General features: G+C 37.7%; 27 protein-coding genes and 1 other RNA gene. 10 read left to right on the plus strand and 18 right to left on the minus strand.

Going from position 1 to position 25225, the window contains the following annotated elements:
- Nucleotides 1–80: 80 nt before the first annotated feature.
- On the plus strand, nt 81–980 hold the full coding sequence (locus tag JW962_02425) for a hypothetical protein (GenBank protein ID MBN1374167.1): 900 nt from the start codon (nt 81–83) through the stop codon (nt 978–980).
- On the opposite strand, the gene JW962_02430 is transcribed toward JW962_02425, so the two are convergent.
- The 5 genes from JW962_02430 to metG all read right to left on the minus strand — a co-directional run bounded on the left by JW962_02430 (nt 977) and on the right by metG (nt 6647).
- Nucleotides 977–2305 (minus strand): AAA family ATPase, encoded by a 1329-nt coding sequence (locus tag JW962_02430; protein ID MBN1374168.1) that lies wholly within the window; start codon nt 2303–2305, stop codon nt 977–979. The two genes, JW962_02425 and JW962_02430, sit on opposite strands and share 4 nt — an antisense overlap.
- A 51-nt stretch (nt 2306–2356) precedes the next feature.
- Nucleotides 2357–3220 carry a hypothetical protein gene (locus JW962_02435; GenBank protein MBN1374169.1) on the minus strand — a complete coding sequence of 288 codons (864 nt, stop codon included), beginning with the start codon at nt 3218–3220 and terminating at the stop codon, nt 2357–2359.
- A gap of 27 nt (nt 3221–3247) precedes the next feature.
- Complete coding sequence (locus JW962_02440; protein MBN1374170.1) at nt 3248–4081, minus strand: hypothetical protein; 834 nt, start codon at nt 4079–4081, stop codon at nt 3248–3250.
- 77 nt (nt 4082–4158) lie between these two features.
- Entirely contained in the window at nt 4159–4884 is a 726-nt protein-coding gene (locus tag JW962_02445) for an HAD-IA family hydrolase (GenBank protein ID MBN1374171.1), read from the minus strand.
- Between the two features lie 20 nt (nt 4885–4904).
- The gene (gene metG, locus JW962_02450) at nt 4905–6647 is read right to left on the minus strand and encodes a methionine--tRNA ligase (protein MBN1374172.1); all 1743 of its coding nucleotides are present in this window, start codon (nt 6645–6647) and stop codon (nt 4905–4907) included.
- Nucleotides 6648–7017: 370 nt separating this feature from the next.
- On the opposite strand from metG, the gene JW962_02455 reads away from it, so the two are divergent.
- From JW962_02455 to JW962_02470, 4 genes are all read left to right on the plus strand, one after another.
- Nucleotides 7018–7962 (plus strand): methyltransferase domain-containing protein, encoded by a 945-nt coding sequence (locus JW962_02455; GenBank protein ID MBN1374173.1) that lies wholly within the window; start codon nt 7018–7020, stop codon nt 7960–7962.
- Between the two features lie 4 nt (nt 7963–7966).
- Nucleotides 7967–8767, plus strand: a complete 801-nt coding sequence (rsmA, locus tag JW962_02460; GenBank protein MBN1374174.1) for a ribosomal RNA small subunit methyltransferase A — start codon at nt 7967–7969, stop codon at nt 8765–8767.
- Between the two features lie 21 nt (nt 8768–8788).
- Nucleotides 8789–10576, plus strand: a complete 1788-nt coding sequence (locus tag JW962_02465; protein ID MBN1374175.1) for an ATP-binding cassette domain-containing protein — start codon at nt 8789–8791, stop codon at nt 10574–10576.
- 78 nt (nt 10577–10654) lie between these two features.
- A complete protein-coding gene (locus JW962_02470; protein ID MBN1374176.1) occupies nt 10655–11095 on the plus strand; it encodes a hypothetical protein in 441 nt (146 codons plus the stop codon).
- 77 nt (nt 11096–11172) lie between these two features.
- Here the strand turns inward: JW962_02470 and JW962_02475 are convergent, their stop codons facing one another.
- The 10 genes from JW962_02475 to JW962_02520 all read right to left on the minus strand — a co-directional run bounded on the left by JW962_02475 (nt 11173) and on the right by JW962_02520 (nt 18525).
- A complete protein-coding gene (locus JW962_02475; GenBank protein ID MBN1374177.1) occupies nt 11173–11721 on the minus strand; it encodes a hypothetical protein in 549 nt (182 codons plus the stop codon).
- A gap of 1 nt (nt 11722) precedes the next feature.
- A complete protein-coding gene (locus JW962_02480) occupies nt 11723–12265 on the minus strand; it encodes a hypothetical protein (GenBank protein MBN1374178.1) in 543 nt (180 codons plus the stop codon).
- A gap of 68 nt (nt 12266–12333) precedes the next feature.
- Complete coding sequence (locus tag JW962_02485) at nt 12334–12639, minus strand: hypothetical protein (GenBank protein MBN1374179.1); 306 nt, start codon at nt 12637–12639, stop codon at nt 12334–12336.
- 17 nt (nt 12640–12656) lie between these two features.
- Nucleotides 12657–13004, minus strand: a complete 348-nt coding sequence (locus JW962_02490) for a hypothetical protein (protein ID MBN1374180.1) — start codon at nt 13002–13004, stop codon at nt 12657–12659.
- Nucleotides 13005–13103: 99 nt separating this feature from the next.
- Nucleotides 13104–13457 (minus strand): hypothetical protein, encoded by a 354-nt coding sequence (locus JW962_02495; protein MBN1374181.1) that lies wholly within the window; start codon nt 13455–13457, stop codon nt 13104–13106.
- 50 nt (nt 13458–13507) lie between these two features.
- Complete coding sequence (locus JW962_02500; GenBank protein ID MBN1374182.1) at nt 13508–15178, minus strand: DNA primase; 1671 nt, start codon at nt 15176–15178, stop codon at nt 13508–13510.
- Nucleotides 15179–15530: 352 nt separating this feature from the next.
- Nucleotides 15531–16847 (minus strand): aspartate--tRNA(Asn) ligase, encoded by a 1317-nt coding sequence (aspS, locus tag JW962_02505; protein ID MBN1374183.1) that lies wholly within the window; start codon nt 16845–16847, stop codon nt 15531–15533.
- Nucleotides 16848–16922: 75 nt separating this feature from the next.
- Complete coding sequence (locus JW962_02510) at nt 16923–17297, minus strand: hypothetical protein (GenBank protein ID MBN1374184.1); 375 nt, start codon at nt 17295–17297, stop codon at nt 16923–16925.
- A 19-nt stretch (nt 17298–17316) separates the two neighbouring features.
- Complete coding sequence (locus JW962_02515) at nt 17317–18180, minus strand: tyrosine-type recombinase/integrase (protein ID MBN1374185.1); 864 nt, start codon at nt 18178–18180, stop codon at nt 17317–17319.
- Nucleotides 18181–18243: 63 nt separating this feature from the next.
- On the minus strand, nt 18244–18525 hold the full coding sequence (locus tag JW962_02520) for a membrane protein insertion efficiency factor YidD (protein MBN1374186.1): 282 nt from the start codon (nt 18523–18525) through the stop codon (nt 18244–18246).
- 183 nt (nt 18526–18708) lie between these two features.
- On the opposite strand from JW962_02520, the gene JW962_02525 reads away from it, so the two are divergent.
- Nucleotides 18709–20232 carry a PAS domain S-box protein gene (locus JW962_02525; GenBank protein ID MBN1374187.1) on the plus strand — a complete coding sequence of 508 codons (1524 nt, stop codon included), beginning with the start codon at nt 18709–18711 and terminating at the stop codon, nt 20230–20232.
- Between the two features lie 28 nt (nt 20233–20260).
- Here the strand turns inward: JW962_02525 and JW962_02530 are convergent, their stop codons facing one another.
- Nucleotides 20261–20872 carry a hypothetical protein gene (locus JW962_02530; GenBank protein MBN1374188.1) on the minus strand — a complete coding sequence of 204 codons (612 nt, stop codon included), beginning with the start codon at nt 20870–20872 and terminating at the stop codon, nt 20261–20263.
- 19 nt (nt 20873–20891) lie between these two features.
- A complete protein-coding gene (locus JW962_02535) occupies nt 20892–21692 on the minus strand; it encodes a transcriptional repressor (protein MBN1374189.1) in 801 nt (266 codons plus the stop codon).
- Nucleotides 21693–21818: 126 nt separating this feature from the next.
- Here JW962_02535 and JW962_02540 point away from each other — a divergent pair, with 126 nt between their 5' ends.
- From JW962_02540 to JW962_02550, 3 genes are all read left to right on the plus strand, one after another.
- A complete protein-coding gene (locus JW962_02540; GenBank protein ID MBN1374190.1) occupies nt 21819–22307 on the plus strand; it encodes a GNAT family N-acetyltransferase in 489 nt (162 codons plus the stop codon).
- A gap of 76 nt (nt 22308–22383) precedes the next feature.
- A complete protein-coding gene (locus tag JW962_02545; GenBank protein ID MBN1374191.1) occupies nt 22384–23172 on the plus strand; it encodes a hypothetical protein in 789 nt (262 codons plus the stop codon).
- A gap of 110 nt (nt 23173–23282) precedes the next feature.
- Complete coding sequence (locus tag JW962_02550; protein MBN1374192.1) at nt 23283–24320, plus strand: Fic family protein; 1038 nt, start codon at nt 23283–23285, stop codon at nt 24318–24320.
- Between the two features lie 68 nt (nt 24321–24388).
- Here the strand turns inward: JW962_02550 and JW962_02555 are convergent, their stop codons facing one another.
- Nucleotides 24389–24634, minus strand: coding sequence for a GIY-YIG nuclease family protein (locus tag JW962_02555; GenBank protein ID MBN1374193.1), 246 nt, complete (start codon nt 24632–24634; stop codon nt 24389–24391).
- Nucleotides 24635–24773: 139 nt separating this feature from the next.
- Between JW962_02555 and ssrA the strand changes: the two genes are divergently transcribed.
- Nucleotides 24774–25183, plus strand: a transfer-messenger RNA (tmRNA) gene (gene ssrA, locus JW962_02560).
- Nucleotides 25184–25225 lie beyond the last annotated feature (42 nt).

Consider the following 25225-nt stretch of genomic DNA (forward strand, 5'->3'; position numbering starts at 1 on the left):
TATTTAACCTTGACTATTCCCTTTTTAAGATGGATACTTGTGCGCACCACAAATAATATAACATAGTAACATCTATACCGATGACCAAAATAAGAAAGGCAATAATAACAGCAGCGGGCCGAGGCACAAGGTTTTTGCCGGTGTCAAAAGCATTCCAAAAGGAAATGGTTCCCATAATGAATAAACCTCAGCTCCAATGGGTAATAGAAGAGGCACTGGACTCGGGAATAACTGATATTGCTGTTGTTGTACGTGAAGGCGTTGAAACATTTAAAAATTACCTTAACTACTCGCGATCGCTTTGGCGATTTTTGAAAGACTCAAACAAAGAACATCTAATGGAAAGCTGGGTTAATCTCAAACACGAAGCCAAGATAACTTTGTTTTATCAGAAGAACACTGATCCATACGGGAATGGTACTCCTTTTATTTTGGCAAGAAAATTTATAAAGGATGAGCCGTTTGTTGCAATGTGGGGTGACGATATTATTGTAAAAACTGACGAAAAGAAACCCTCTTGTATTCAACACCTAATTAATTATTATGAAAAATATGACCCCATTGCTGTTCTATCGGCTAAAAAGGTTAAAAGGTCCGAAATTTCAAGATACGGGAGTTACGAATACTTCAAACGTAGTGAATCTAAAATTCCTTTTCACGTTAAACGTGTTGTAGAAAAACCAAATCCGGAAGAGGCTCCGTCGCTTTATGCCAATGCTTGCAGATTTATCCTTACACCCACAGTTATGGAGGAACTCTTAAAGAAGATTCCAGGAAAAGATAACGAGCTTTGGCTTACCGACGCTGTCGAGCGTTTAGTTGCCCGTGGAGAAACTGTTTTAGCAGTTCCCTTTCCAGGAAATGAGTGGATTCCTGTTGGTGATCCAATTAACTGGCTTAGGGCCAATATTGTGCTTTCAGTGAATAAGCCGGAGTATCGGACTGACGTGATTAATATTCTGCGAAGTATAAAGTACTAATTAAGCACTGCGACATCAACCGGCAGATATTCACGGACATTTTGCGGACTAATGGTAACTTGAGCTACCCCACTTTCTACTATTTGCCTTGCAGCATGTCTGCAGATTTTGGTGACGTTTCGTTCGAGCTGACGGATTCCTGCATCAAACCCGATTGGTCTTACAATTTGTGGCCACACATCTTCAGTAAATACAACCTGCTGGGTGTTTAACCCAAGCGATTCTAATACCCTTGGGAGTAGATAGTTTTTACCGATAACGATCTTTTCCTCGTCGGAATAACTTGTAAACCGGATTGTTTCAAGTCTATCCAAAAGCGCTGTAGATATGGTTCCGGTGGTATTAGCCGTTGTAATAAAGAATACTTGTGAAAGATCGATTGGATGGTCAATGTAATAGTCAACGAAATGTGAGTTTTGTTGTGGATCAAGAATTTCCAACAAGACTGCCATCATGTCGCTTCTTAAACCTTCGTGTCCACTTGTTTTGTCAATCTCGTCAAGTAATATAACGGGGTTCATAGATCCTGTTCTTTGTAGTGCTTTAATAATAAAACCCGGATCTGCATCAAGCTTTGATCGTGGAATGCCGCGAAGCTCGGACACACTTCCAAGTGCGCCCATGGGTATACGAGTAAACTTTCGACCAAGTGCTTGAGCAATTGATTTTGCCATTGTGGTTTTTCCAACACCCTGTAGTCCTACAAAACAAAGTATTGGAGCATTGCCGGATGCACCTTTTAGCTTAGATTCGTCAATTCGGGAACTGGTCTGCGAACTCGGCATCTCATTGTTAACGGAATCAAACGATTGTTGGGCTGGGATAGTTAGTTGAGTTTTACGCCATGCAACTTCCTGCTGGATCGGTTGGGCAGCAGACCAAGGATCTGACTGTTGTAATGACGGAGGCGTTTCTTGGCTGACTTGCGCTTGTGTCAATACTTGAGTATCTGTAACAGGTGTATTTGTTTGTTGCGGTGATTGATAACTTTCCTTTAGTTTCATTACAGCTAAATAGTCCAGAATCATTTGTTTAACCCCTTCCATCCCATGGTGATTTTTGTCCATAAGTTGTTTGGCGGCTGTAAGGTCAATGGTATCTTTTGTAAAGATTGTCCAGGGAATAGAGTTTATTTGTTCGATATATTTTGAAACGACTTCAAATTCTGCCGAATAGCTACCAAAACGGGCCATACGCTCAAGTCGTTCAATCATTCGGGAGATTCGATCTTTAAGTTTTTCCGGAATGGTTGGTGTAGCCGAAGCTTTCTTTAATTCTTCGATCTCTTCTATTATTGCTTGTGTTTGTTGGGCAGTGTCATACATATTAATAAAGTCTACTTGATTTCGGTGCGAAGATCAATTGTACTTTAGATCTTATTCAGGAATTTCAACGTCAACAGAAACATTTGTTTCTAATATTTTTGAGGTTGATACTGATTTGTAAGTCATTTTATATGAAACTCCATCCTCCTCTTGAGTTCCTATTGTCTCTACGTTCAGATCGCGTTGACAAGGAGTTCCATCCTTTAATAGCCAAAATGTAAGCTCTGCTGTTACAATGGCTTCCATTCCGCCAGATTCGAAATACTCTTTCATATAATAAATGTCATAGTCATCCGAAAGATCATTGATTACGTCTACATCTGTAACAACAAATTTGTAAACCTTTTTGCCGTCTAGTTCAACAGTTGATACTTCCATGTCTTCTATATCAATTTCCGAAATTGATTCCCAAATTTCCCATCTGTCATCGAACCAGTTAGTAAGGGTTTCTTCTTCAACGGTTACAGCGTTATTAATATATCCAAGGTTGTTTTCTGTAAAAGCATCCTCGCCCTCATTCTTTACATAGAAATCAGTATCCTCAATGTAGATTTCAGAATTGTAATCATTGTCATACACTAGTTCATCGGGATCGTTAGTTTCATTTTTGTCATTTGCAGTTAAAACAATATAAGCCATTTTGTGTGTTACGTCCTCTTCTATTTCGAGACTAGTTGTATTTTCGTATGTCAGGTAAAGTTCGGTTCCGTTACTAAGTTCCGATTTAAGGGAGTTGTAAGCTTCGGAGCTGCCTTTTAGGGTTTCAATTTTTTCTAGTTGAGTTGGTATATTGGCTAATGCCTTTTTCGGAGTAGACCTAAATACAAAGTACCAAATAGCTAAGCCAGTAGCAGAAGCAGTACAAAGCAGAAATATTCCAATGAGTGCAACGACGGTTAGTGTTTTTTTGTTCATTAATGTTTTTTAAAATTTAAAAGTTCATTATTTAACTCCTTCAGGAATTGTGACGTTGGTTTTATTAATACCACTTGCAACAATATTGAAAATAAGTTTGGAATTTGAATATTGACCATCATCAAAGTCAATTTCGGAGGAAACTTCAACGTAGATTTCAACGGGCATCCCATTGGTTCCAATCCAAAGTGTAAGTTTGGCAGATACATCTGAATCTTCTCCCGATACAATTTCTGATAACTTCTCTGAGATAACGGCTTCTATTAGCTCCTTGTCGGTGGTTTCATACTTATAAGTTCGAACTCCATTGTGATCTTCCTTTTGTATAAATGTGAATTTGTCTGTGTTATCTTTTACGGCATGAAGGAATGTTCCAAGCCAAGTTTCCTGAAAGTATTTTTCGAGTCCGGCCTCGTTTTCATAGAGAATTTGCGAAACATCACCAAGTTCATTTTTACCAAAGATTGTCTCGTCGTCGGTTTTTGAATAAAAGGTACTGTCTTCAATATAGACTTCCCCTTTGAGTGTTTCGGTTTCATCATTTGTTGTAAGACTTGCGTCGAGATCGATATATGCCTTTTTGTTTTTGTAGTCATCCTTTGCAAGTTGGCTTAGTATAAGCTCGGATTTATATGTGCGTTCGGTCCCATCTTCGAGATATTTTGATTCAATAAAGTGACTTCGCTTTACTAAGAATTCTGCACTGTTAATTGTTTCGAGTTTGTCGTTAAGTTTGCTCAGTGCCGTCTCGGGGGTTACCCTCAGAAAAAAGTACCAGATAGCAAAACCGCCGCCGCCAACAATCAAAAGGCCCAAAATTACCGCGATTTCGATTCCAACAAAAAGTGAAGATTTCTTCATTTTTTTAAGTTGAACTTATTTAAGATATATAGCTAAAGTTTATCATAGTTGTTTTGGTAGGTAAATTGTGGTTAATGTTATTTTGCAATATCCGAAACTTCGATTAAATTATTTATCACGTATTTAGCTTTTCGATATCCTTCTTCTGTATCATTTATTGAATGGTTGCCTGGTTTTATAAACAATACCGTTTCAATATTTACAGCGTTTGCACCTTCTATGTCTGTATGGGCGTTGTCACCGATCATTAAGGCATCTTGAGGGAGTGTGTTAAGTTTGTGAAGGGCTTTAAGAAACATTATTGAGCTTGGTTTATCACTACCTGTTTCTTCACTTGTGATAATTTCATCAAAATAACTGGCAATACCAAGCCTTTTTAGTTTTCTTAACTGAATACTTGTTGTTAAATCTGAAACAATAGCCATTTTAATTTTGTGAATCCTTAGTTGTTCTAGTATTTCTTTCGCATTTGGGAAAAGGATCATGTTGTCAAAATAGACATCCCAGTAGTTGTCATAAAGTGACAAAATAAATTCCGCAGAAATAGGTGTGAAAGAATTGGTTTGGTTGCGTAAGTGTTCGAATATTCGTTGAAAATAAAGAATCCTGTTGTGTGAGCTGGCTGTGCCTTCAAGTTCTATGTGGATCTCTCTTCTGGAAAGTTCATATAATTGTTGGAATATGTTTTTAGATACGTTGTATTCTTTACTAACTATATTGTATATGGCGGCGATCGATTTATTGTGCGCAATATCGTAGTCATAGAGAGTATTATCTAAGTCCCAGAGAACAGCCTTTTTCATTGGTGTAATATCAAACTTATTTAGGGGTTAGATGGGATTTCTTGTACCTTTGGGGAAACTTCGATTTTTGAAAAAAGTGGAGAAATATTGTTTTCAATTTTTATTGTAGGGTTAAACTCATCCGAATATTCCCATAGAAGTTTTCCGATCTTAGGTGTAATTTCATCTATCATAAGATATTTTGAAATGACTTGGGAGGTGTTGGTTATAAATGGATAAAAAAGTCGTCTTAGATTGGCAATTAATACAAGGCAGTTGGATAGGATTGCTTGTGCTTTTTGTGATTCTGTTTTAACAACTTCCCAGACTTTACTTTGGTCGAAATACTGGTTTGCAAAATCGACAAGTGCCATAATTTCGGAAAGTGCAGCGGCTTGCTTACTGTTACCTAGAAGTGCTGCCGTATTTTCGAAGGTGTTTTGGATTTTTGATTTGACCTCCAATGGAATGAGTCCTTTATGTATGTTTCCTTCGAACTTTGAATTGATAAACGTTAATGTTCTGTGAACAAAGTTACCAAATTTTGCTGAAAGCTCGTTATTGACGGTTGCCTCGAAATCGGTCCATGTAAAATTACCTTGTTTGTTCTCGGGGGAATTTCTTAGAAGGTAAAAGCGGACAGGGTCTACGCCGTAGTTATCTGCTATTTCAGCAGAATCAATTATCCAGTTTCGACTTTTGCTAAATTTCTTGCCTTCATAGTTTAAAAATTTGTTAACTACTACCGCATTTGGAAGAGTATAGTTCCTTTTTGATCCAATAAGAATTCCGGGCCACAAGATCGTATGAAAGACTAAATTATCTTGACCCATAAAGTAGTAATGCCTTGAGTTGTTGTTAAACCACCAATCTTCCCATTTTGTTGCTTGGCCTTTTTGCATTTGAAAGATGATCTCACCTGATTGATCATTGTTTTCTATACGTTTTGACCACTCTATGCTTCCGCTTAAATAACCGATTACTGCATCGAACCATACGTAAAATCGTTTGCCTTTAAAGGAAGATAATCTTTTTTCTTTTGGAATTTTTTCCTCAGGAATGGGTACACCCCAATCAAGATCTCTTGTTATTGCGCGTTTTTGCAGGCCCTCCTTGATCCAACCTATTGCCTCTGCGTATACCCAGGTACGCAAGTTTTCTTTGTTTTTGTCTAGATTTTCTTTTATTTCCTTTGACAGTTTTGAAAGATCCAGAAAATATTGCTCGCTCTCCTTGAGGGTTACAGGTGATTTTGAGATTTTGCTTACAGGATCTATAAGCTCGCCTTGATCAAGCATCCGACCACAAGCCTCGCATTGGTCGCTTCGCTGTTCCTTTGCGTGACAATGTGGGCACTCGCCTTCTATGTACCTGTCAGGCAAAAACTTGTCATCGGCTTTGGAATAGTATTGGAGGGATGTTCCCTTCTCTATATAGTTGTTTTCTAAAAGGTCTAAAAATAGTTGTTGTGTAACTTCTGCGTGATTTGGTGTTGTTGTCTGAGTATATAGATTGTATGATAATCCGTACTGCTTAAACAATGCTACGTCTTTGGGGTGATATTCGGCCACTACTTCGGCGGGTGTTTTATCTTCTTTGTCTGCTTGGACTGTTATCGGGGTGCCATGGCAGTCCGAACCGGATATCATTAGAACGTCATCACCACAAAGTTTGTGGTACTTGGCTTGTACGTCGGCAGGTAATAGGTAACCGGCCAGGTGACCTACATGCAGATCACCGTTTACGTATGGCCAAGCCACCCCTATGTAAATTTTCTTATTCATGTGAATATTATACGTTTTCCGTAGGGACAGGTCTAGACCGACACCCACAATTGTAAACATAGATGATATCTCAAATCAAGGATCCCCAACTGATGGTCTATACTTGGTGTAGGTGTTAGGTACTGCTTAATTTCCGGTGTTTACCGTATTGTGAATTAAAGGCTGATTTGGAAAGGCTATAACCTTTCGGGGCTATGGGGAACAATGTTTTATACAGATTGAGTTAAGTTACAATGTGTAATTTTGTCGATCTTTATACACACCTACACACCCGTTTCGGGAATCGACCATCAGATAATGGTTCCCCGATATCAATGTCGGTCTAGACCTGTCCCTACATGTTTTATGTTATGTGTTATATAATTGGCTTATGAAAGAAAAAAGACCAAGACTAGCTGTCTACGATGACAATAAATATGACTATTCAACGTATTGGCAAGGACGACAGTATGAACATCGGGCAGAAGTTTTAGCATTGACGTGCCTGCAAGCAGGGAAACCGAAGAAAGGATGGTTTATCGATGTAGGTGGATCATTTGGTCGGTTATACGATACTTATTCAGAAAAATACATGAACTCCGTTATAGTAGACTATTCAGTTGTTGCATTAAAGCAGGCGAAAGAACAGCTGGGAGACAAAGTATCACTAATAGCAGCCAATGTTTACAACCTTCCCTTTCGTAATTCAACCTTTCAGGGTGGTCAGATGATACGAGTACTTCACCACTTAGACAATCAGCCGGCTGCAGTAAAAGAGCTTGAGCGGATAATGAGCGCCGACAGCGAGTTTATCTTGGAATTTGCAAACAAGCGTCACCTGAAAAACAGAATCAAAGCCATTCGTAGTAAAGAGTTTGCAAACAGATTAAATGCCCCGGGACCATTTGTACCGGAATCCGATGGGGTTACCCAAGGTGTTAAGCCCGGTCAAAAGAGCATATTTCTAAACTACGATCTTCCTTTCATTAAAGAAACACTTTCTCATACTAAGTTTATAATTTCAGCGATTCGTGGAGTTTCAATACTTCGAAGTGATTTTATAAAAAGTCATCTTCCATTATGGCTTATGCTTATATTTGAGAGAGTATTCCAGTATATTTCCAGTATATTTCTTTGGACACCTAGCGTATTTTTAAAACTTTTTAAAGGAACCGGCGATAATTATTATGAGGGGTCAAACATAAAAGAGATTCTTGTTTGTCCAAGGTGTAAAGGTGAATTGGAGTTCAAGGCAGAGTCGGTTCAATGTTTAGATTGCAAGCAGGTCTATAAGTTATGGGACGGAGTATGGGATTTTAGATGGCCCCAAAATTAAAACGATGAGAACTAAAAAATCACTTGGCCAAAATTTTTTAAACGATACCAAGGTTATTTTTCGATTCATTGATGTACTTGCACCTACCCCAATCGACACGTTTATTGAGATTGGTCCGGGAAAAGGAGCTGTTACGTTTAGACTATTACCTCGCTGTAAAAAAGTTATTGCAATTGAAAAAGATGATTTATTAGCGCAACGGCTGACAAATAAAGCTAACAGACAAAGCCTGTCTAATCTAACTATAATAAATAAAGACTATTTTTCCGCGGAAGAAGAGATAAGCCAGCTTGTAAATGATCCCGACAACACGTCTCTTTTATACATAAGCTCTCTTCCATACAATGTATCGAAGAAAATCCTGTTTTCCCTACTTTATGAGGAAAAGGGTTTTAAGAAAGGTGCCTTTATCATTCAAAAGGAGGTTGCCGAAGATTACTGTTCGGCGATACCTAATGCGGCCTTCTTAAGTCGTGTAGTCTCTCTTGTCGCAACCTGTGAATATATGTTTACAATTCCCAAGGAAAATTTCACACCAATGCCCAAGGTCACAAGCGCAGTAATAAAAATCACAAGAAAGGATCCGCTAATAGATTCGGTTACGGAACAGATTGACTTTTTAAAATTTGTGCGAACCCTTTATCAGTTTAAGCGTAAGGTGATAAGAAATTCACTCAAAAAGATGTTTTCGACTACCGTAGCCGATGAGTTGATAAGTAAATTTAGATTGGAGAATAAGCGTGTTGAGGAAGTTGATTTAACAACTCTGGTTACCCTGTATAAAAAGTGTGGTAATTTGAATTAAGTTGAAACAGTTAAATAATCAATGGTCAATAGATTTAAAAAATATATAAAGGTATATCTGTTTTCATTTAAGAAGCTCCTTAAATACGGAAAGGCTTCACCTGTAATTTTTTTCTTTTGTAACATTGTTCAGATTGCAACGGAAGTCCTAGATACGTTTATTACGGGTTCGTTTGTTGCCTCACTTGTGGAGTTGGTTATTGAAGTTCCCAAAGTCTCTTTTGATAACTGGCAGGAGATACTCGGCTTTGTGTTAGGGACTAATGCGCTTAGATATGGTCTTATAAAAATCGCTTTAAGTTTGGTTAATAGAGTTAGAAATTACATTATAGAGGTAATTTCAGACAAATTTTATACCGATTCTTGGAAATTATTTAATATAGATTTGGCAGAAAAATTCTCCCGATTAAACCTAGAGGAGGTAGAATCAACCAATTTCCTTGATCTTTTAAACAAAGTTAGAAACAACTGGTATTATAAATTCGACGAGTTCTATATAACAACAAGAGATCTTATCAGCTCTTTATTTGGATTTATAGCTACAGGCTTAATAATTTGGCAACATAACCCTACGTGGTTTTTTATAATTCTTGCTTTTGTAATTCCTGAAGGCATTTTGTTAATAATACTTGCGGCAGTAGATCAAAAGAGAATAGATCAAGATACCGTTGATAACGTTATAAGTGATTATTCATTAACAACGCTTTTGGATACAAGGTCTGTAGAAGAGAAGCGAGTTGACGGAATTTTTAAACTTTTCAAGCGAAAATACATTGATACAATGGAAAATATTGGGAGCCGATACTTGAAATTTGCCGGTAAAAGATCGTTCTTACGGCTTGTGTTTAACCTTTTCTCAATGGGGTGTTTGTTCTTTTATCAAATAAAAGTAATCGTTCAAACAATCACAGCAAGGCTATCTGTTTCCAACGGTATCTATCTGTTTGGGTTTCTTGATTATTTCTGGAATAAGGCAAACACATTATTCTTACAGTTGGTTGGGTTTTTTACTTTAAATGGTTATCTCGAGTATTTTTATGATTTAGAAAATCTTCCAACAATGCATGAACAAAGCACTGGAAACAGAAAAATGCCAACCAAAAACTTGAGCCTTTCGCTAGTCGATTTTTCGTTTAATTATCCCAACTCCGACAAGGAGGTTTTACAAAGGGTTAATTTTAGTACCCAACCCAATGAAAAAATATTATTTCTTGGTAAAGATGGTTCGGGTAAAAGCTCAATTATAAAAGTTCTAACGGGATTGTATAAAATAAAGACCGGTGATATTCAAATTAATGGGACGTCAATAAAAGACTTTGCACCCGGCGAGTTAAAGAATTCAATATCGGCTGTGTTTGATGACTTTGGCCGGTACTACTACTCTATTAGAGACAATATAATGCTTGGTGATATCGGGAAACCCTTTAGTGTTCAAAAATATAAAAAGGCTTTGGAAGTAACGCTTTTGGATGAATGGATGGAGGAAAGCAATATTAGTGATCAGACACTGCTTGGGAAAATTAATGACGACGGTATCGAAATTCCTTCCGGTCATTGGCAAAGAATAGCATTGGCTCGGGCTGTATATGGTGACGGCGCGATTTTTCTTCTTGATGAGGCGTTTACCTATATCGACTCAGATACAAAGCGAAAGATAATGAGAAGACTTTCAGAGTATTGGAAAAATAAGCTTGTGATTGTGATTGATGAAGATGATGGAATTTTAAAATACTTCGATAGGGTATTTCTTTTGTCGGGAGGTAAACTAAAAGAAATTACTAAGTCTACCAAGTCTTCCATTTGGGGGTAATATACACTTGTGTCATTTGGTTGTTTTGGTATAATCGGTTAATGCCCAAGTTATCAATTAAGTTGTTTTATTTCCAAAATGAGTGATTCTAACTACGTTGTCGTCAATGCAATCGATTTAAGGCAAAACATGGGTGATCTTGTTAATAGGGTATTTTATCAGGGACTAACTGTCTTTGTTAAACGTAGAGGTAAAGTGGTTGCTAAACTTATTGCTTCAGATAAGTCCGAGGTTCCCGATTCGGAAAAAGTGGATGTTCCCAGACCCGATAACGTTAGAGTTATTGAAGATTCACCTGTTTCCGAATCAAAAGATATCCCACAGGCGACCGTAGCAAGTGATGCCGTAACTGAATCCGGTGTGACCAATATTGACTCAAATACCCCGGAGAAAACAGATAACCCTACCCCTCCGCAAAACAGTACATCCGGAGACTCAAGTATATCCAATGACTCTTTACAGCAGTTAAAAGAGGAATTAAAGCGAGCCGGATATGATCCAAGCTATATTAGACAGTAAAACCCATAAGAGTAAAATCTAGGATAGATCGGACTTTGTCTTAAGAGTTGTCGGTTGGGGCCTTTTTTTCAATAGATTTAATAAACCTTTAAGCTAAGAACTACGTTGACTGCATAGTTAATAGTTTCTTCTGCGTCCATTCTGAATCCAAGTGTTATTACCTCGTTGGGGGCCAGTGTAACAACCGCAGGATAAATATTTTTGCCGGAATCGACAAGTACATAACTTGTGGATCCCATTGTGAGAGCAATTTCGACTCCATTTGGAACCTGTTTAAGTTGTGGATCAATACGTACCTCTTTCCAATCCGATGATTGATTTGTGATTGTTATTACGTCGTCCCTTTTAAAGTGAACAAATGTGTCATCGGAGGAGATGTTAAGGTTGTAAGTATTTGTAATTGCATCATATGTCATTGCGTCTACGTTGCCATCCGAAATGGCAATTTCGAAATCTTTTCCTCGATATCTTTGTAGTCCCAATACCGATTTGTCATTAGAAGATTCGTCCGATGAAACAGGAGAAAGATTCGCTGTAATTAATGCAGGTGCTCCGACTATGAGGACCAAAACCGGAATAGCAAGTAAACCAAGAATTGTTTGAGTAATCTCCTTTGTTTTTGTCATATTAATCTTTATAAAAATTAGTTTTTTCAGAGATCTCGTTTTCTACATCTCTGAATGCAAGCCAAGTGCAAAGTATTGCGGAAACAAAACCTGAAGCCAAAACATAAAGTGATAGTCTACCCGTGACAAAATCAACAATTACAAGCACTTGTGCAATCCAATAATATAAAAGCCATACAAAAAGATTAACGTAAATATTGTAAGAGTCTCCTATGATCTCAAAAAAATTAAGCTCGGCAAGTTTTACAAGTGTTCGTGGAGCAGGATGTGTGTTGTGGAAAAAGTATGCTCTAATAAGTTGAATAGAAAGTCCGATTAGGAGTACTAGTAGCATTGTAACTGTTGATATATTATTGATTTTTGTTGCCTGTTCGGCGGTTTGATAGGTAATCTGAAGGGAAAATATTTTTTGTATTTCGTTTGTTATGCTAAAAGTATAGCCGAAGATACTATTTGCAATATATAATCCTCCGATTTTTCCAATTATCATAAATGCCGCCGGATATAAGGCTGCCGATAATGTGTTAACTGTTAATCTTTTCATGAAGTCAATAAAAAAACTATTCGAACTATATAACAAAAGTATAGCAAGTCTTTAAGGGAAGGACAAATCTAAAAGATTCTTATGGTGGTAAGATTAGGGACACCTAAAACACTTCCAAATATATTCATTATTATAACTGAACCAAATGCAACAACGGTTCCGATTACCGCCCACAGGATAATGTTTCGAGCTTTTTGAACGTTTTGGGGGTTGCCTCCGGCAATTGCCCACATGAATCCGCCATATACAAACATTCCAAACAAAAGGATTCCAATAAGTGGCCAGATAAAAGAGACAATCCTTGGTATAAAATCTAGAAGTTCCGCAAGACTCGTAACGTCAGCACTTACAATAGAAGAAAATCCAAGCTGCATTTTTGTCTTAGATAGAATTACCTAATAAATATTGCTACTGTCTCTTCTACGGCTTCTTGAAGGCTGGTTCCAGTAATTCCAAGTGCCTTTAGGATAAATCCAACCAAAAGCCAAGCAAGACCAACAATAACAAGTCCAACCAAAGCATAAATAATTGTGTTTTGAGCTTTTTCTGTTTTTTGAGAGTCACCTGTACTGGTAATATACATAACACCACCATAGACAAGTACGGCAACAGCAACTAAAGCAGCTGCCAATGTTCCAATGTTTAGAAGACCGGATATGGCAAGGTCTAGAGTGGGAAATCTTGTGAAGTTAAGGTCTCCTGAAAGGGTTCCAATTAATACTAGGGGTAAGTTATTCATTACACAATATGTTATGTTATATTACAAATCTATTATATATAAGACTCATATATATTTCAAGTGGCTATTTTGGGTCGAACTGAATTTTCCGTAAACAGATTATCGCCGGATAAGTGAGGCAACAATGTCTGACTCTACCTCGTTAAAAAGATCGCCTTCAATTCCTAGGACCTTAAGTATGAATTCCACAAGGAGCCAAGCAAGACCAACAATAACAAGTCCAACCAACGAATAAATAATTGTGTTTTGGGCTTTTTCTGTTTTTTGGGAGTCACCCGTGCTAATGATATAGGCAAGCCCGCCGTATATAAGCATAACAACAGCAACTAAAGCAGCCGCTAATGTTCCAAGTCGTAAGAGACTTTTTATGGCATCCTCAAGGGTATCAAACTTTGTGAAGTTAAGAGCACCTCCAAGGATTTGAGCCAACATTGCCTCTGCTGTTTTATCCATTACTTATATGTTTACATTATGCCATATTATATGGTAATTATAACTCGAAACTATTCATTTTTCAATAGTGCTAGGCGTTTTATTAATCGGTTAAAGGCCTTTGTTGTCTCTCTGCCTTGTAACCCAGTTTTCAATGTAGTTATTTGGGACTGAATTTTTCGAATTTTTATTTCTTTTACCAATCTTTTAAGATCGGCTTCAAGAATAGTAAGGTCGTCACTTGGAAGAAGATAAACCTTAAGAAGTTTCCAGGTAGATTCAAGCTTTTCGGGTGGAGTCGTTTTTATTCCGGCTTTGACGATGTGTGCAAGAATTTTTTGTAAAACGGGTGTTTGAAGGCTTGATGGTTTTACAAAGTTTGATTTCTTTCTAAGTGTTTTTACCTGGATTAAGATTGCCAGATAATATTTTTCTCGTTCCATGATTCCCTTATTCTTATGAACAACTTCGTTTATTGTTTCGGTGAAATCTTCTTTTAAGGTAGATTTGGTTAAATTTTCAATCGTTTCAGAAGTAAGTTCAAAAAAATCTGAAACAGTGTCAATATAACTACGCTTGGTTACAGGATCAGTTACTCCGGTTATGAGCTTTACAAGTAGTGAAAGTACTCTTTTTTTCTGGGCTATTGTCTCCGTAGGAAGTTTGTTAAGCAGGTATTCAATAACGTTTTTTGCTGATTTTATGGCTGAAATATAAAGTTTAGGGTCTTTCTTAATACATTCGTCAATATCCTTTCCATAAGGGATATTGACAGCGGACACTGAGAATCCCTTTTTATGCGCAATATCGGCAGTTCGAATCAAAGCTTTCTGACCGGCCAAATCGGAATCAAATGCAACGTATAGATTATCGGTATATTTTTTTATTGACAAAAGTTGATTCTCGGTTAGGCTTGTTCCCAACGGAGCAACAATATTTTTTACTCCGGTAGAATGGGATGAGATTACATCGGTTTGTCCCTCAACAAGAAGTACAAAGTCTTTTTTAATAATACTTTGAGAGGCTTCATAAAGTCCAAATAAATTGTCACGTTTTTTAAATATTGGGGTCTCGGGGGAGTTCAAATATTTGGGACGCTTGTCGAATCTGTCTATTATTCTTGCACTAAAACCGACTACTCTACCCCGTGTGTCTTTTAGTGGGAAAATAACTCTGTCATAGAATTTGTCGGAAAGCTGTCCTGGTTTTGTAAGTCCGGATTCAAGAATTTCTTTTGAAGTATACTTCTCTTTTAGTCGCGATGTAAGAAAATTATTTTCTTTGGGTGCATATCCAATATTAAAGTTTTTCCAGACAGTTTTAGAGAATCCCCTGTCGGCAAGATACTTTTGAGCCTTAATCCCATGTTTTGATAAAAGTACCTTGTGATAGAAATCGGCAACACGAAAATAAAGATCATATAGTTTCTTTTTTGAAGAGGCCTCCGGGTCAGAGTACTTAAACTTGCTAATATCGACACCCGCCTCGGGCGCCAAAATTTCAAGTGCTTCAGGGAAGTCAACGTGTTGATACTTTTGTACGAAAGATATCAAATCACCACTTTCGCCACAGCCAAAACATTTAAATATTTGCATGTCGGGATTAACGGAAAATGATGGAGTTTTCTCTGAATGGAAAGGACAAAGCCCAAAGTAGTTTCGACCTCTTTGAGTAAGTGGAACAATACGTCCAATGTAATCGACAATATCAATTGACTCTTTTATTTGATTAGCAATATCCATATTTCTATTTTACACTACACCACTTTACATAAACAATGCCAGTAAAGCAGTAAAGTAGTGAAATAATACTCTCCGGAAGATACCTATGAGAGAAGTGGCAAGCTTTAACAATAAGGGAAAAACAGACAAAGGGTTCACTTCGAACATAGGAATCAACGGAAGCTTAAACAGTGAAGTAGTAAGCAGTGAAATAGTGAAGTAATCCTCCGGAAGATACCTATGAGAGAAGTGGCAAGCTTTAACAATAAGGGAAAAACAGATAAAGGGTTCACTTCGAACATAGGAATCGACAGAAGCTTGCGCAGTAAATCAGTGAAGTAATCTCCGGAGAGCTGAAGATCTATTACATGAATTATTTAATCGATTGACCGGCAACACGTTTCAAGTCACTTGGGAAAAGTGTAGCCTCTCGAATGTTTTTAAGTTCGAAGATCTGCATTGTCATTCGCTCGAGTCCAAATGAGAATCCACCCTCAGCAGGTATTCCATACTTGAAAGCCTCAAGGTAATGAGGATATTTTTCAAGTGTGAGCCCTTTTTCCTTCATATTGGCAATCAATTTATCATATTCGTGAATTCTATGGGTTCCTGATAACCACTCCAGTCCCCTACAAACAAGGTCATAACTTAATGATTCATCCGGATCGTCGGGATTATTCCAGGTATAGAAATTTTTATTTTTCTTGAAGTTTAGAACCCAAACAAAATCTGAACTGTAATTCTTTTTACTCCACTCCCCTAAAAACTTCTCATCCTCCGGGTCAAGATCAAGTTCTTCACGTTTACTACTTTTTCCTGTTTCTTTTTCGATTAACTTGTGTATTTCTTTGACTTTAATTCTTGGGAATTTATCTTTGGGAAGTAATGGAAGCGTAACTCCACAAGTTTTTATATCGGCACTATGGTTTTCCTCAAGATATTTAATAATATCACGTACGGTTTGCTCTGCAACATCTAGGATCTCATCATAGCTATCAATAAAGCCCATTTCAGCATCGAGTTGGGTTAGTTCCATTATATGTCGACTTGTATTGTGCTTTTCTGCCCTGAAGGCCGATGCAATTGTAAAGACCTTTCCAAAAACGCCAACCATTATTTGTTTGTGAATCTGTGGGCTTTGTGCCAAGTATGCCTTTTTGTCATAATATTTGACTTCAAAAACATCCGCCCCACTTTCCGAAGGTACTCCAAGTAAAACAGGTGCTCTAAACTGAATAAATCCCTGTCTGATTAGTGATTCCGAGAATGCTCTTAGAATCCCCGCCTGGGTCTTAAAAATTGCCCTGTGTTTTTCGTTTCTAAGGGTAAGTGATCTGTGGTCAAGATCGGTATCCAGATTTATATCCAGATCTTTTTTATAATATTCAACCGGTGGAGGTTCCTTGACTTTAACTAATATTTTAACGGTTGGGTTAACAATTTCGTAAGTATAGTCACGGGAGTTTGATTTCTTAAGTATACCTTCAACCTCAAGTACAGATCCTGCGTAGATGTTAGTTAATTCAGACACGACATCTCTCTTATCCAAAACAAGTTGAATTAAATTATTGTCAAATCTAAGTGTAGCAAAAGCAATCTTTCCAATGTCTCTAAAGTCATTTAGCCATCCTCGAACGGTAATAGTTTTATCAATATTTGAGGAAAATTCGTTAAGACTGCGAAGTCTCATAGTTATAGAGATTTAGTTTATGTTATTTATTATACAGTAATACGGTAAAAGAGTGTGTAATGAGATAATCAACAACTAATAATCAAACGGATAAAGTACAGACAACCAAGTGAAAATGAATTCCTCAATTGGGGTATCAGTTGAAGCTTCAATTTCCTTGAGAGAGTTTTCGGGCTTCCCCGGAAAGTACACCACAATCTCTCCCGGTTTTGAATAATCCAGTCTCGTTCGTGCCTCCCTTTCAACAAATTCTAAGTTATCTGAAAGTATCTCCTTTTCTTGTAGCATAATTTGTAAATATTCGTATCGTTTTTTATCTGCATATGCTGTTACTTCCGACTGAATTGTGCGCTTATAACCTAATTCTATGATTACAACATAAGTTTGGTAAAAGAAATATACAGAAAAGAGTGTAAGTAGAATTGTAAGTACAAGTTTTGGCAGTTTCATACTCTAATTATAACGTACTTTACAGTTCAATGTCCTTTGCCTTTGGTTCCTCAACCTGCATTAAATTTTTGTATCGATCGGTTGTTGAGAGGTTCTTGTGTCCAACAATCTCTGCAACTTTTTCTTTTGGAACTTTGTTTGCAAGACAATAAGCAATATAAGTGTTTCTTAAATCGTTGACGGTGGCGTTTTCTACGCCGGCCTTTTTGAAAATACGAAGCAGTGAAGTTCTAAGATTACGAACAATTATTGGTTTCGCCGTACGGGTAATGTAGATATAGTCACTATTTACCTCAGGTCTTACCGACAGCCACCTTTTTAGTGCAGTATAGGATTTGTTGTTCAGTTGAACATTTCTTTCGGGTTGACTTTGGTACTTGTCAATAAATAGAGATGGCTTGGGTGAAGAGTCTTTAAAATCCGAGACCTTTAATCGGACTAATTCACCTACCCTAAGTCCAGTCTGTAACAGTATTTCGATTATACTGTAAAGTTTTGTGTCGCTTGCGCTTGCATCACGAATTGCACGATATTCAGTTTGTGACAGTACACGTGGAGGTGCATTTCTAAATTTGGGATGAGAAAGATCCTTAGCTGTGTTTTCCGGAATAAGCCCTTGTTTGTTTAAGAACCTAAACAATAATCGAACACTGTTTACCTTCCTTGAAATACTCTTGACGGAATATTTTTGAGTATTAAGGTGAGTTTTAAAGTCGTTTAGAACGTCAAGCGGAACTTTTTCAATTGCGTCATAATCTCGAGAACCTAGATATGCTACAAGTTGTCTTAGATCGTTGATATAAGATTGTATTGTGTACTTGGAACGATTCTTCTGAACTAAGTGCTCTTCGAGTAGTTTAAGGGCTTCGTCGTATCTAATCACGTTGTCGTATAATAGATAATTTATTTTTGATTATAGCATTGAAAACCTGTAGGTGCAACCTCTTTATTTTTTATCCCTTTTTTTAATTATTGCCCTAACCCAATAAGGTTTATCGGGTACGGGGTCAAATGCAGGTCTGTTAAAGGGATTACAGCTTAAAACCCTTAGAAATCCCATCCATAATCCACGAATAGTTCCAAATCGTTCTACGGCAATCTTGGTGTACTCTGAACAGCTTGGTTGATATATGCAAACTCTGAACCTGTCAGGATTTGCCCATATTGCATGGTCAAACGATAGTGTTTTCTGGTATAGTGCTATCGTTTTTATTACTAAATTGCGCATAATTAACCTCTTTTGTTGTCAGGGGTTGTTAACATTTTGGGCTGAGACCGATTTTGATTAACACCCTGTAATAAAAGATTGTACAAACTAATAACATAAGTGACCGGTATGATCAAACATTTATTATACCACACCGGACGTGTTGTCCGAATTACATAAACAGTCTAATATAACTTTGTTTTTATGGAAAGAGCAGGTTGTCCCTTACAAACCGAAGCGTTGCAAGGAGTTGAATGGATATATGCGCGAGTAGCGCCCAAGTTGGCAGTTCTAGGCCCTTCCGGAGATATTATTGATCTTGGAGAAGAAGTCGGAAGGATTTTGGCTATTAATTTAGCCATGGATGCAGGTAATACGGACCCAGATACAGACATAAGCCCTCCTCCTTTAAACTTATTTGACCTTATTCCGGAACAATATAAAGGAATTTGTCATCCTAGATTGCAAGAATTTCTGTATCCCTGTGACGGCGGTAGTGGTTGTGTGCCTTCTTCCTTGTTAATTCCGGTTACGGTAACTTCTAATTGTAATGGTTCTGGATGGCAATGGGTTAGTGTTGCGTTACTTGGTAGAGATGCCGACAGGATTGCGATTACCATTGATACCGTTGATACACGGGCATATATAGAGGCAATGCTTTCGGATATTGTTTCGAAGCTTTCTTTTCCTGCAGTTATATTGGAACCAACGGATGATGAAGTATCTATCAGTTGTTACAACAGCGCCTTTGGAAGCCTGGTTGGATGTGATGCCGGAGATATATCTGGTCGGTCATTGACAACGATTTTTCCTCAGGATGATGAGTTCTCTCAAATAATTATTGAACATATGGTTTCGGGTGAAAATATGATTCCTCTTATTGAAACGGAAATAATTAGATCCGATGGAGTTCCTCTAACCGTGTGGCTATGTACCGTTCCAATCGTAATTTCGGGTCAACCGAGGATTCTATCAATCTTTGTTGACGTTACACGTTACAAACAAGCCGAAGGTGTTGGAGCCGAAGATGTGTTAAGGAACATAAATATGGCTTCACAAAGTTGGGCGCATGATGTAAGAAATCTGATTGGTCTAATTAAATTAGGTCTTGACCTTTTAATGCTTCCGGATACAGACCAAGACACTGTGCCGGAGACCGTAGGTCAGTTACAAGTTTCTTTGGAACGAATGGAAATCGCTCTTTCCTCTTTGATGACATATATTGACCTTCTGACAGAAAGAAATTTCGAGATGGGACAGATCAGTATTGTTGAACTCCTTGAGCGGGTAAGAGCAGGCCTTAATGGAACTGCAGTTTGTAATAATGTTAACGTAACTTTTTCACCTATTGAGTTCCTGAATCACAATATTCTTGCAAACCGGTCTCTTGCCTTGGTTGTTATGGAAAATCTTATTATTAACGCTATCAAATATACTGCAGTCAAAGAAGGAAGGAGAGATGTTGTAATAAGTGCCACGTCGGCACCGGATGAAATCCAAATCTCTGTAGCCGACACAGGTATTGGCATTCCTGAAACCGAGCTTGGTCATATTTTTAATAGACTTACCAGAGCTAGTAATGTTGGAGATATTAGTGGTAGAGGTATTGGGCTTGCAACAGTACAGCTTGCGTGTATTGCTATGGGTTGGAGAATCTTCGTTGAAAGCAAAGAAGGACACGGAACAACATTTACTATATATATTCCTCAAACGGAACCGACAACTTAAGGTAAACTGAGTTTCCACGTGGAAATTACTAACCTAAAAACCACTTCTCAACCTTGGTTCCCTTAAAAATGGTTCCAATAAAATAAGCTAGCAGTATCCCTGTTGCTATATCTATGGAATAGTGACCTTGTGACCAGATAAGTGTAAAAAATTCTCCAATAAGGGCAAAAAACGAAATTGATTTAAGTCTCTTATCCGATTTCTTGTCAATAAGCATCCACATGAGAGTTATTGAAGCCATATGACCCGATGGTATCATTCCGTGTTGATGATAATTAAGCCAGACTCCAATACTGTACAAATCACCATTTCCGGTTGGACGTGCCGGTGGTGATAATATAACCATAAACGATCTTATCAAGTATATTGCGCCAAACAAAAACACATAATAAGAAAATTTCGACTTGTTTTTTTGTAGATAGAATAAGAAACATAATAATGAGCTTATCCAGAACACATCGGTTAACCATTCTGTCCACTGGATATACCCGAAAATGTCGAACAGCAGGTCAGGAAGTATTGGCCTGTTTGGATAAAAGGTTTGAATTAAGTCGCTACTGATTTTTGCGCTAACGATACCGAAAAGCAAAACAGCAGTTGCAACAAGATACTGAGTGATTTGTGGTTTGGTTCGTTTCATTTTGTTTTCACGTGGAAACTTAAATTAGTTTTGCCGCTCCGTGATCATTAAGAACCTTAAATTTACCGCCTCTTGTCCAAATGAAATCAAATATCTGTTTTTGCATTTTGGCAAGGCGTGCGTTGTAAATTTCAACACAAAAGATTTCGCCGTCCACATAATTATATAGTGCAACAACATTATTATACACCAGTATTTCGACACCCATCGAAAGTTCATTGGGATCAACATATCGAAGTTGCCAATAGTTTTTTACCATTTCTGTAACATTTGTCCAGCCTTCAATCGCTGGTTCATTTGTTAATTCATGTGTTTGAACCTTGTTTTTTACAAATTCAAGCCTAGTATACTCACAGAAGTCATAGTTTAAGAAGGCTGACATCTCATTTATCTCGAAAATCCTTAGTATTCCCTTGGCTTTTGAACTGTTCCATGTGACCTGTTTTAACCCTTCTATTCCTGTGTAGGACTTTATTTCAAACGATTTTTGATTTTGCATTGACAACAAAGTAAGTTCTCTAAGTGTTGGAGGTAAAAGTCGTTTAAGTTTTTTAACTGACTGCTCTTTTTCGGCAACCAGATTTTTTAGGGTTTCGGTCCCTGTTGTTTCGTAGCTTCTTTTTGTATCGGTAAGATTTTCATTTACAATTCCCAGGTTCTTAAGATGATCAAGTGTTCTGTAGACCGTAGTTTTGGGAATTTTTATGGCACGAGATATGGCGGTTGCGGTTAAATTTTTACTTTTATTCAAAAGCAAGTAAACAGATATGTCTTTTTCGGATAAGCCAAGCAATTTTAAGGTATTATTAATCTGGTCCATATTTTGGTCAGTGTTAAGTCTGTTCGTTTAATAATAGCATGTCTGCCGGTCCGCTACAACGGACGACTGTGTGACGAAATCATCCCATAAAAAGTAAAATTAAGTGTAAATTAGAAATGGATTATCGTGTTTAGAGTTTGTGTTCTTAGAGATAACAAAACAGCAAAAGAGATAGGCGAGTTTTTGACCTCCAGATATGCGTTTGACCAGACATGGGCACCCAATGAAAAGGCGATGGTTCGAAAAGCTGCAGTCGATAGTCTAAAGAATAAAAATCATCAATATTGGTATGTTAAGAATGAGGGGAAAATAATCGCTGCGATTGGAGTAAGAGAAAATAAGTATGGAAGTGGCGGATATGAGATGGATTCAGATTATTTAGCTGTACACAGTAATTTTCGAAAAAAAGGTGTCGGAACGTTGTTGATTTTGGCAATGGAGACGTTTGTTAAGGACAGGAAGGGTAGATATATTCACATACTGACCTGTGATATTGACTCATACAAACCAGCGCTTAAGTTTTATGAGAAAAATGGATACAAGAGAGTTGCTAATATTCCGAATTACTATGTAAAAGGGGAGGGGAGAATTGACCTTTTGAAGGAGTTTACTTAACTATTTTGATCGGTTTTGTAGATATTTTATTAATATAACGGTATACTGATATATTATCTAACTTTAATGTTTTTCCATGGAAGATAAAACAAAAGAGACTGCTTCTGCAACAGTGGTTCCCAAGAAAGGAAAGATAAGCTTTAAAGGAGTTCTTACATTTATCGTGGTGTTTCTTCTAGGTTGTGTTTTTACAGCTATTCTTGGAGGTGGTGTCTGGGCCATAAACAAATACATTTTGAATCCTACGTCGGGTGAAACCAATGACGAATGCGAGGAGTGTGAAGAATGCGATGAATGTGATGAAGAAGGCTGTCCTGTTTGCGAAGAGTGTGAAGAACCCGAGGATCGGACAGACACACTGTCGATTTCATATCTGGACGAACGTTTGTACATTACATATCCGATCGCATATAGGTCCGATATAAGCTATAGCTGGTCAGATTATGGCGGAGGAGAGGGTCTTTTTGAATTGAATATAGATGGGGCAACTTTCTCTATCTCCTGGTATGACCCGATGGGTTGGGAAAGCTTTGGTTATCCGGATTTGTCGGTAGTTGAATTTGAAGAACTTACCCACAATAGTGGTGATACATTTATTCGTATTAGAGGTGAAAGAGATTACGAGGGGAATCACTCATATGCTTACACTACAATGCGTGAAGGCGATCGTTGTAGAGATATTTTTTCTGAACCTACGGATGACTTTACAGGTATTCAATGTGGATTTGGACCATTTTCTGACGTTGGTGACATTGACGGACTTTTATTTGTTAGTCTAACAATTCCGGAAGGTTATTCGGAAAGTAGAATCAATGGTATCCTTGACGTAGCCGATGAAATTGTGGCTGGTTTGGATATGTATTAAAATTCTTGGGGTATAGTCGACAAATAATTATTCTTGGATTGTGTTCCAGGAATTAAGGATTGACTTATGACCAATATTTGACTAAAATATGACCAACTTACTTAACGGTATTGATCATATTTAATCCTATATATGCGTTAACTAATAATGTTTTAATAAATGTTCGACTAATCGGTATTTTGATTGGTGACTTAAACAGCAGGCTTGTTCCAACTCAAACATATATTAGGTTTGAACGTGAGGCACGGTGTTTGTCCTCATACTCGTCCACCAAGATAGAAGGAAATCCTTTGCCATTAACGGTAGTCAAAAAACTTATCAAGCAAAATCCCGTAAGTAAAAAGACCAATGAGATAGAGATTCTGAATTACAATCGAGCACTTAAGTTTTTGCATAAGCAGATCAAATCACAGACACGGCTTAAGCTTACCACCAAATTTATTTGTGATGTCCACGCAATTGTTGTCAAGTCGCTTTTGCTTAGGGAAAAGGGGTATCGTACAGAACCTGTAATTGTTAACGATCCTGCCACTGGCCATGTAATTTATTACCCACCTGATCACAAAGACGTTGTCAAGTTGATGGACGAGCTACTTCAGTTCGTAAATGCTAACGTTGGCTGTATAGATCCGTTACTGCTTGCGGCGATTTTTCATAAACGATTCGTGATTATTCATCCGTTTGTTGATGGGAATGGAAGAACGGCACGGCTTATAACAACATTTATTTTGGCAAAACTCGGGCTTAATATGTTTAACATTTTCAGCTTCGAAAATTTTTATAATAAAAATCTCTCGGAATATTTCGGATATATTGGTGTACTGGGTGACTATTACGATCTAAAGGATCAGATAGATTATACAGAATGGATAGACTTTTTTACAGAAGGAATAATTGACGAGTTAACTAGAGTTAAGACCTTGATTAGCACAGGGTTTAATCGACTTGGGTCTCATCTTAGGAAGCTTTTAGATTACATAAGCGAGTACGGTTCGATTAGCTCTTCGGAGTATGCAAAGTTGAGTAGGCGTAAGCGATCTACCAGAATTAATGATTTTAAGAAGTTGGTTGCGCTTGGCTTAATTAAGCGAATTGGTGAGAAGAAAGGCGCTTATTACGTGTTGGCCAATTCGACAACTGCTTCTTAAGGATCTTGCACATTTTCAGAAACTTAAATCGCTTTATTTTGATAACAGGGAATTGTTTAAGCTGCATTTTAAGAAGTCGAATTAACTAGCAACTCCTTTTCCTGCTTAGAGAGCTGTTTTATTTCGAGTTCCCGCTTACTGGCCGTTGACCTATCTTTTGCTTTCTCTGTGTAAACTAAGCGGAAGGGGAGCCTTGAGGCTACATATTTTGAACCCTTACCTGACTTGTGAGTTGCCAGTCTGGCGGGAAGATCCTTGGCAATACCTGTGTACAAGGTTCTATCGGCACATTTTAGTATGTAGATTGTGTAAATAAATACAGTATATCAGTAGGTAGTGAAGTAGTGAAAGAGTCGAACGGTCCGCTGACGGTTTTGGTGAGATGTAATTTGCTTTATCACAAAGGTAAAAACTGTTTATATTTAGGTTGGAAAATGGTATAATACCAGTAGCGGGGATGAATGGCTTAGACGGGAATGATCTAAGCTAACTTCACGCGGTAAAAAGTGCCCCGACTTGTCGGGGATTACAAAAATGCCAACAATTTCGTAAACCGCTTTGTTGCTGGAGTTAAGACTCTTCTTAGCCCACAACTAGCGTACGCTGCTTAATTGCGCGTATGCGGAATGTGACACTTGCCAGTGGGTAACGCATTCTGCAGTTTAATAGCACTGGTACACTTTTCCTTTGCTGTAAGTCCGGCAAAGTTTTGGTGTTAAAACAATTAGGGCTTGTTTAGCTAAAAGGCTTCTTTCCGGTCTTTTACTTTTGGCTAAACTGGCGAAATAGACCGGATAGTTACCGTAATTCGGGAAGTTAAGCTTCATTTTCGGACAGGGGTTCGATACCCCTCATCTCCACCACTTAGTAGATACTTCTTTATCGAGGGGTGTCGAACCGTTCCC

The sequence above is a fragment of the Candidatus Dojkabacteria bacterium genome, assembly GCA_016927995.1.
Classification (GTDB): domain Bacteria; phylum Patescibacteriota; class Dojkabacteria; order JAFGLO01; family JAFGLO01; genus JAFGLO01.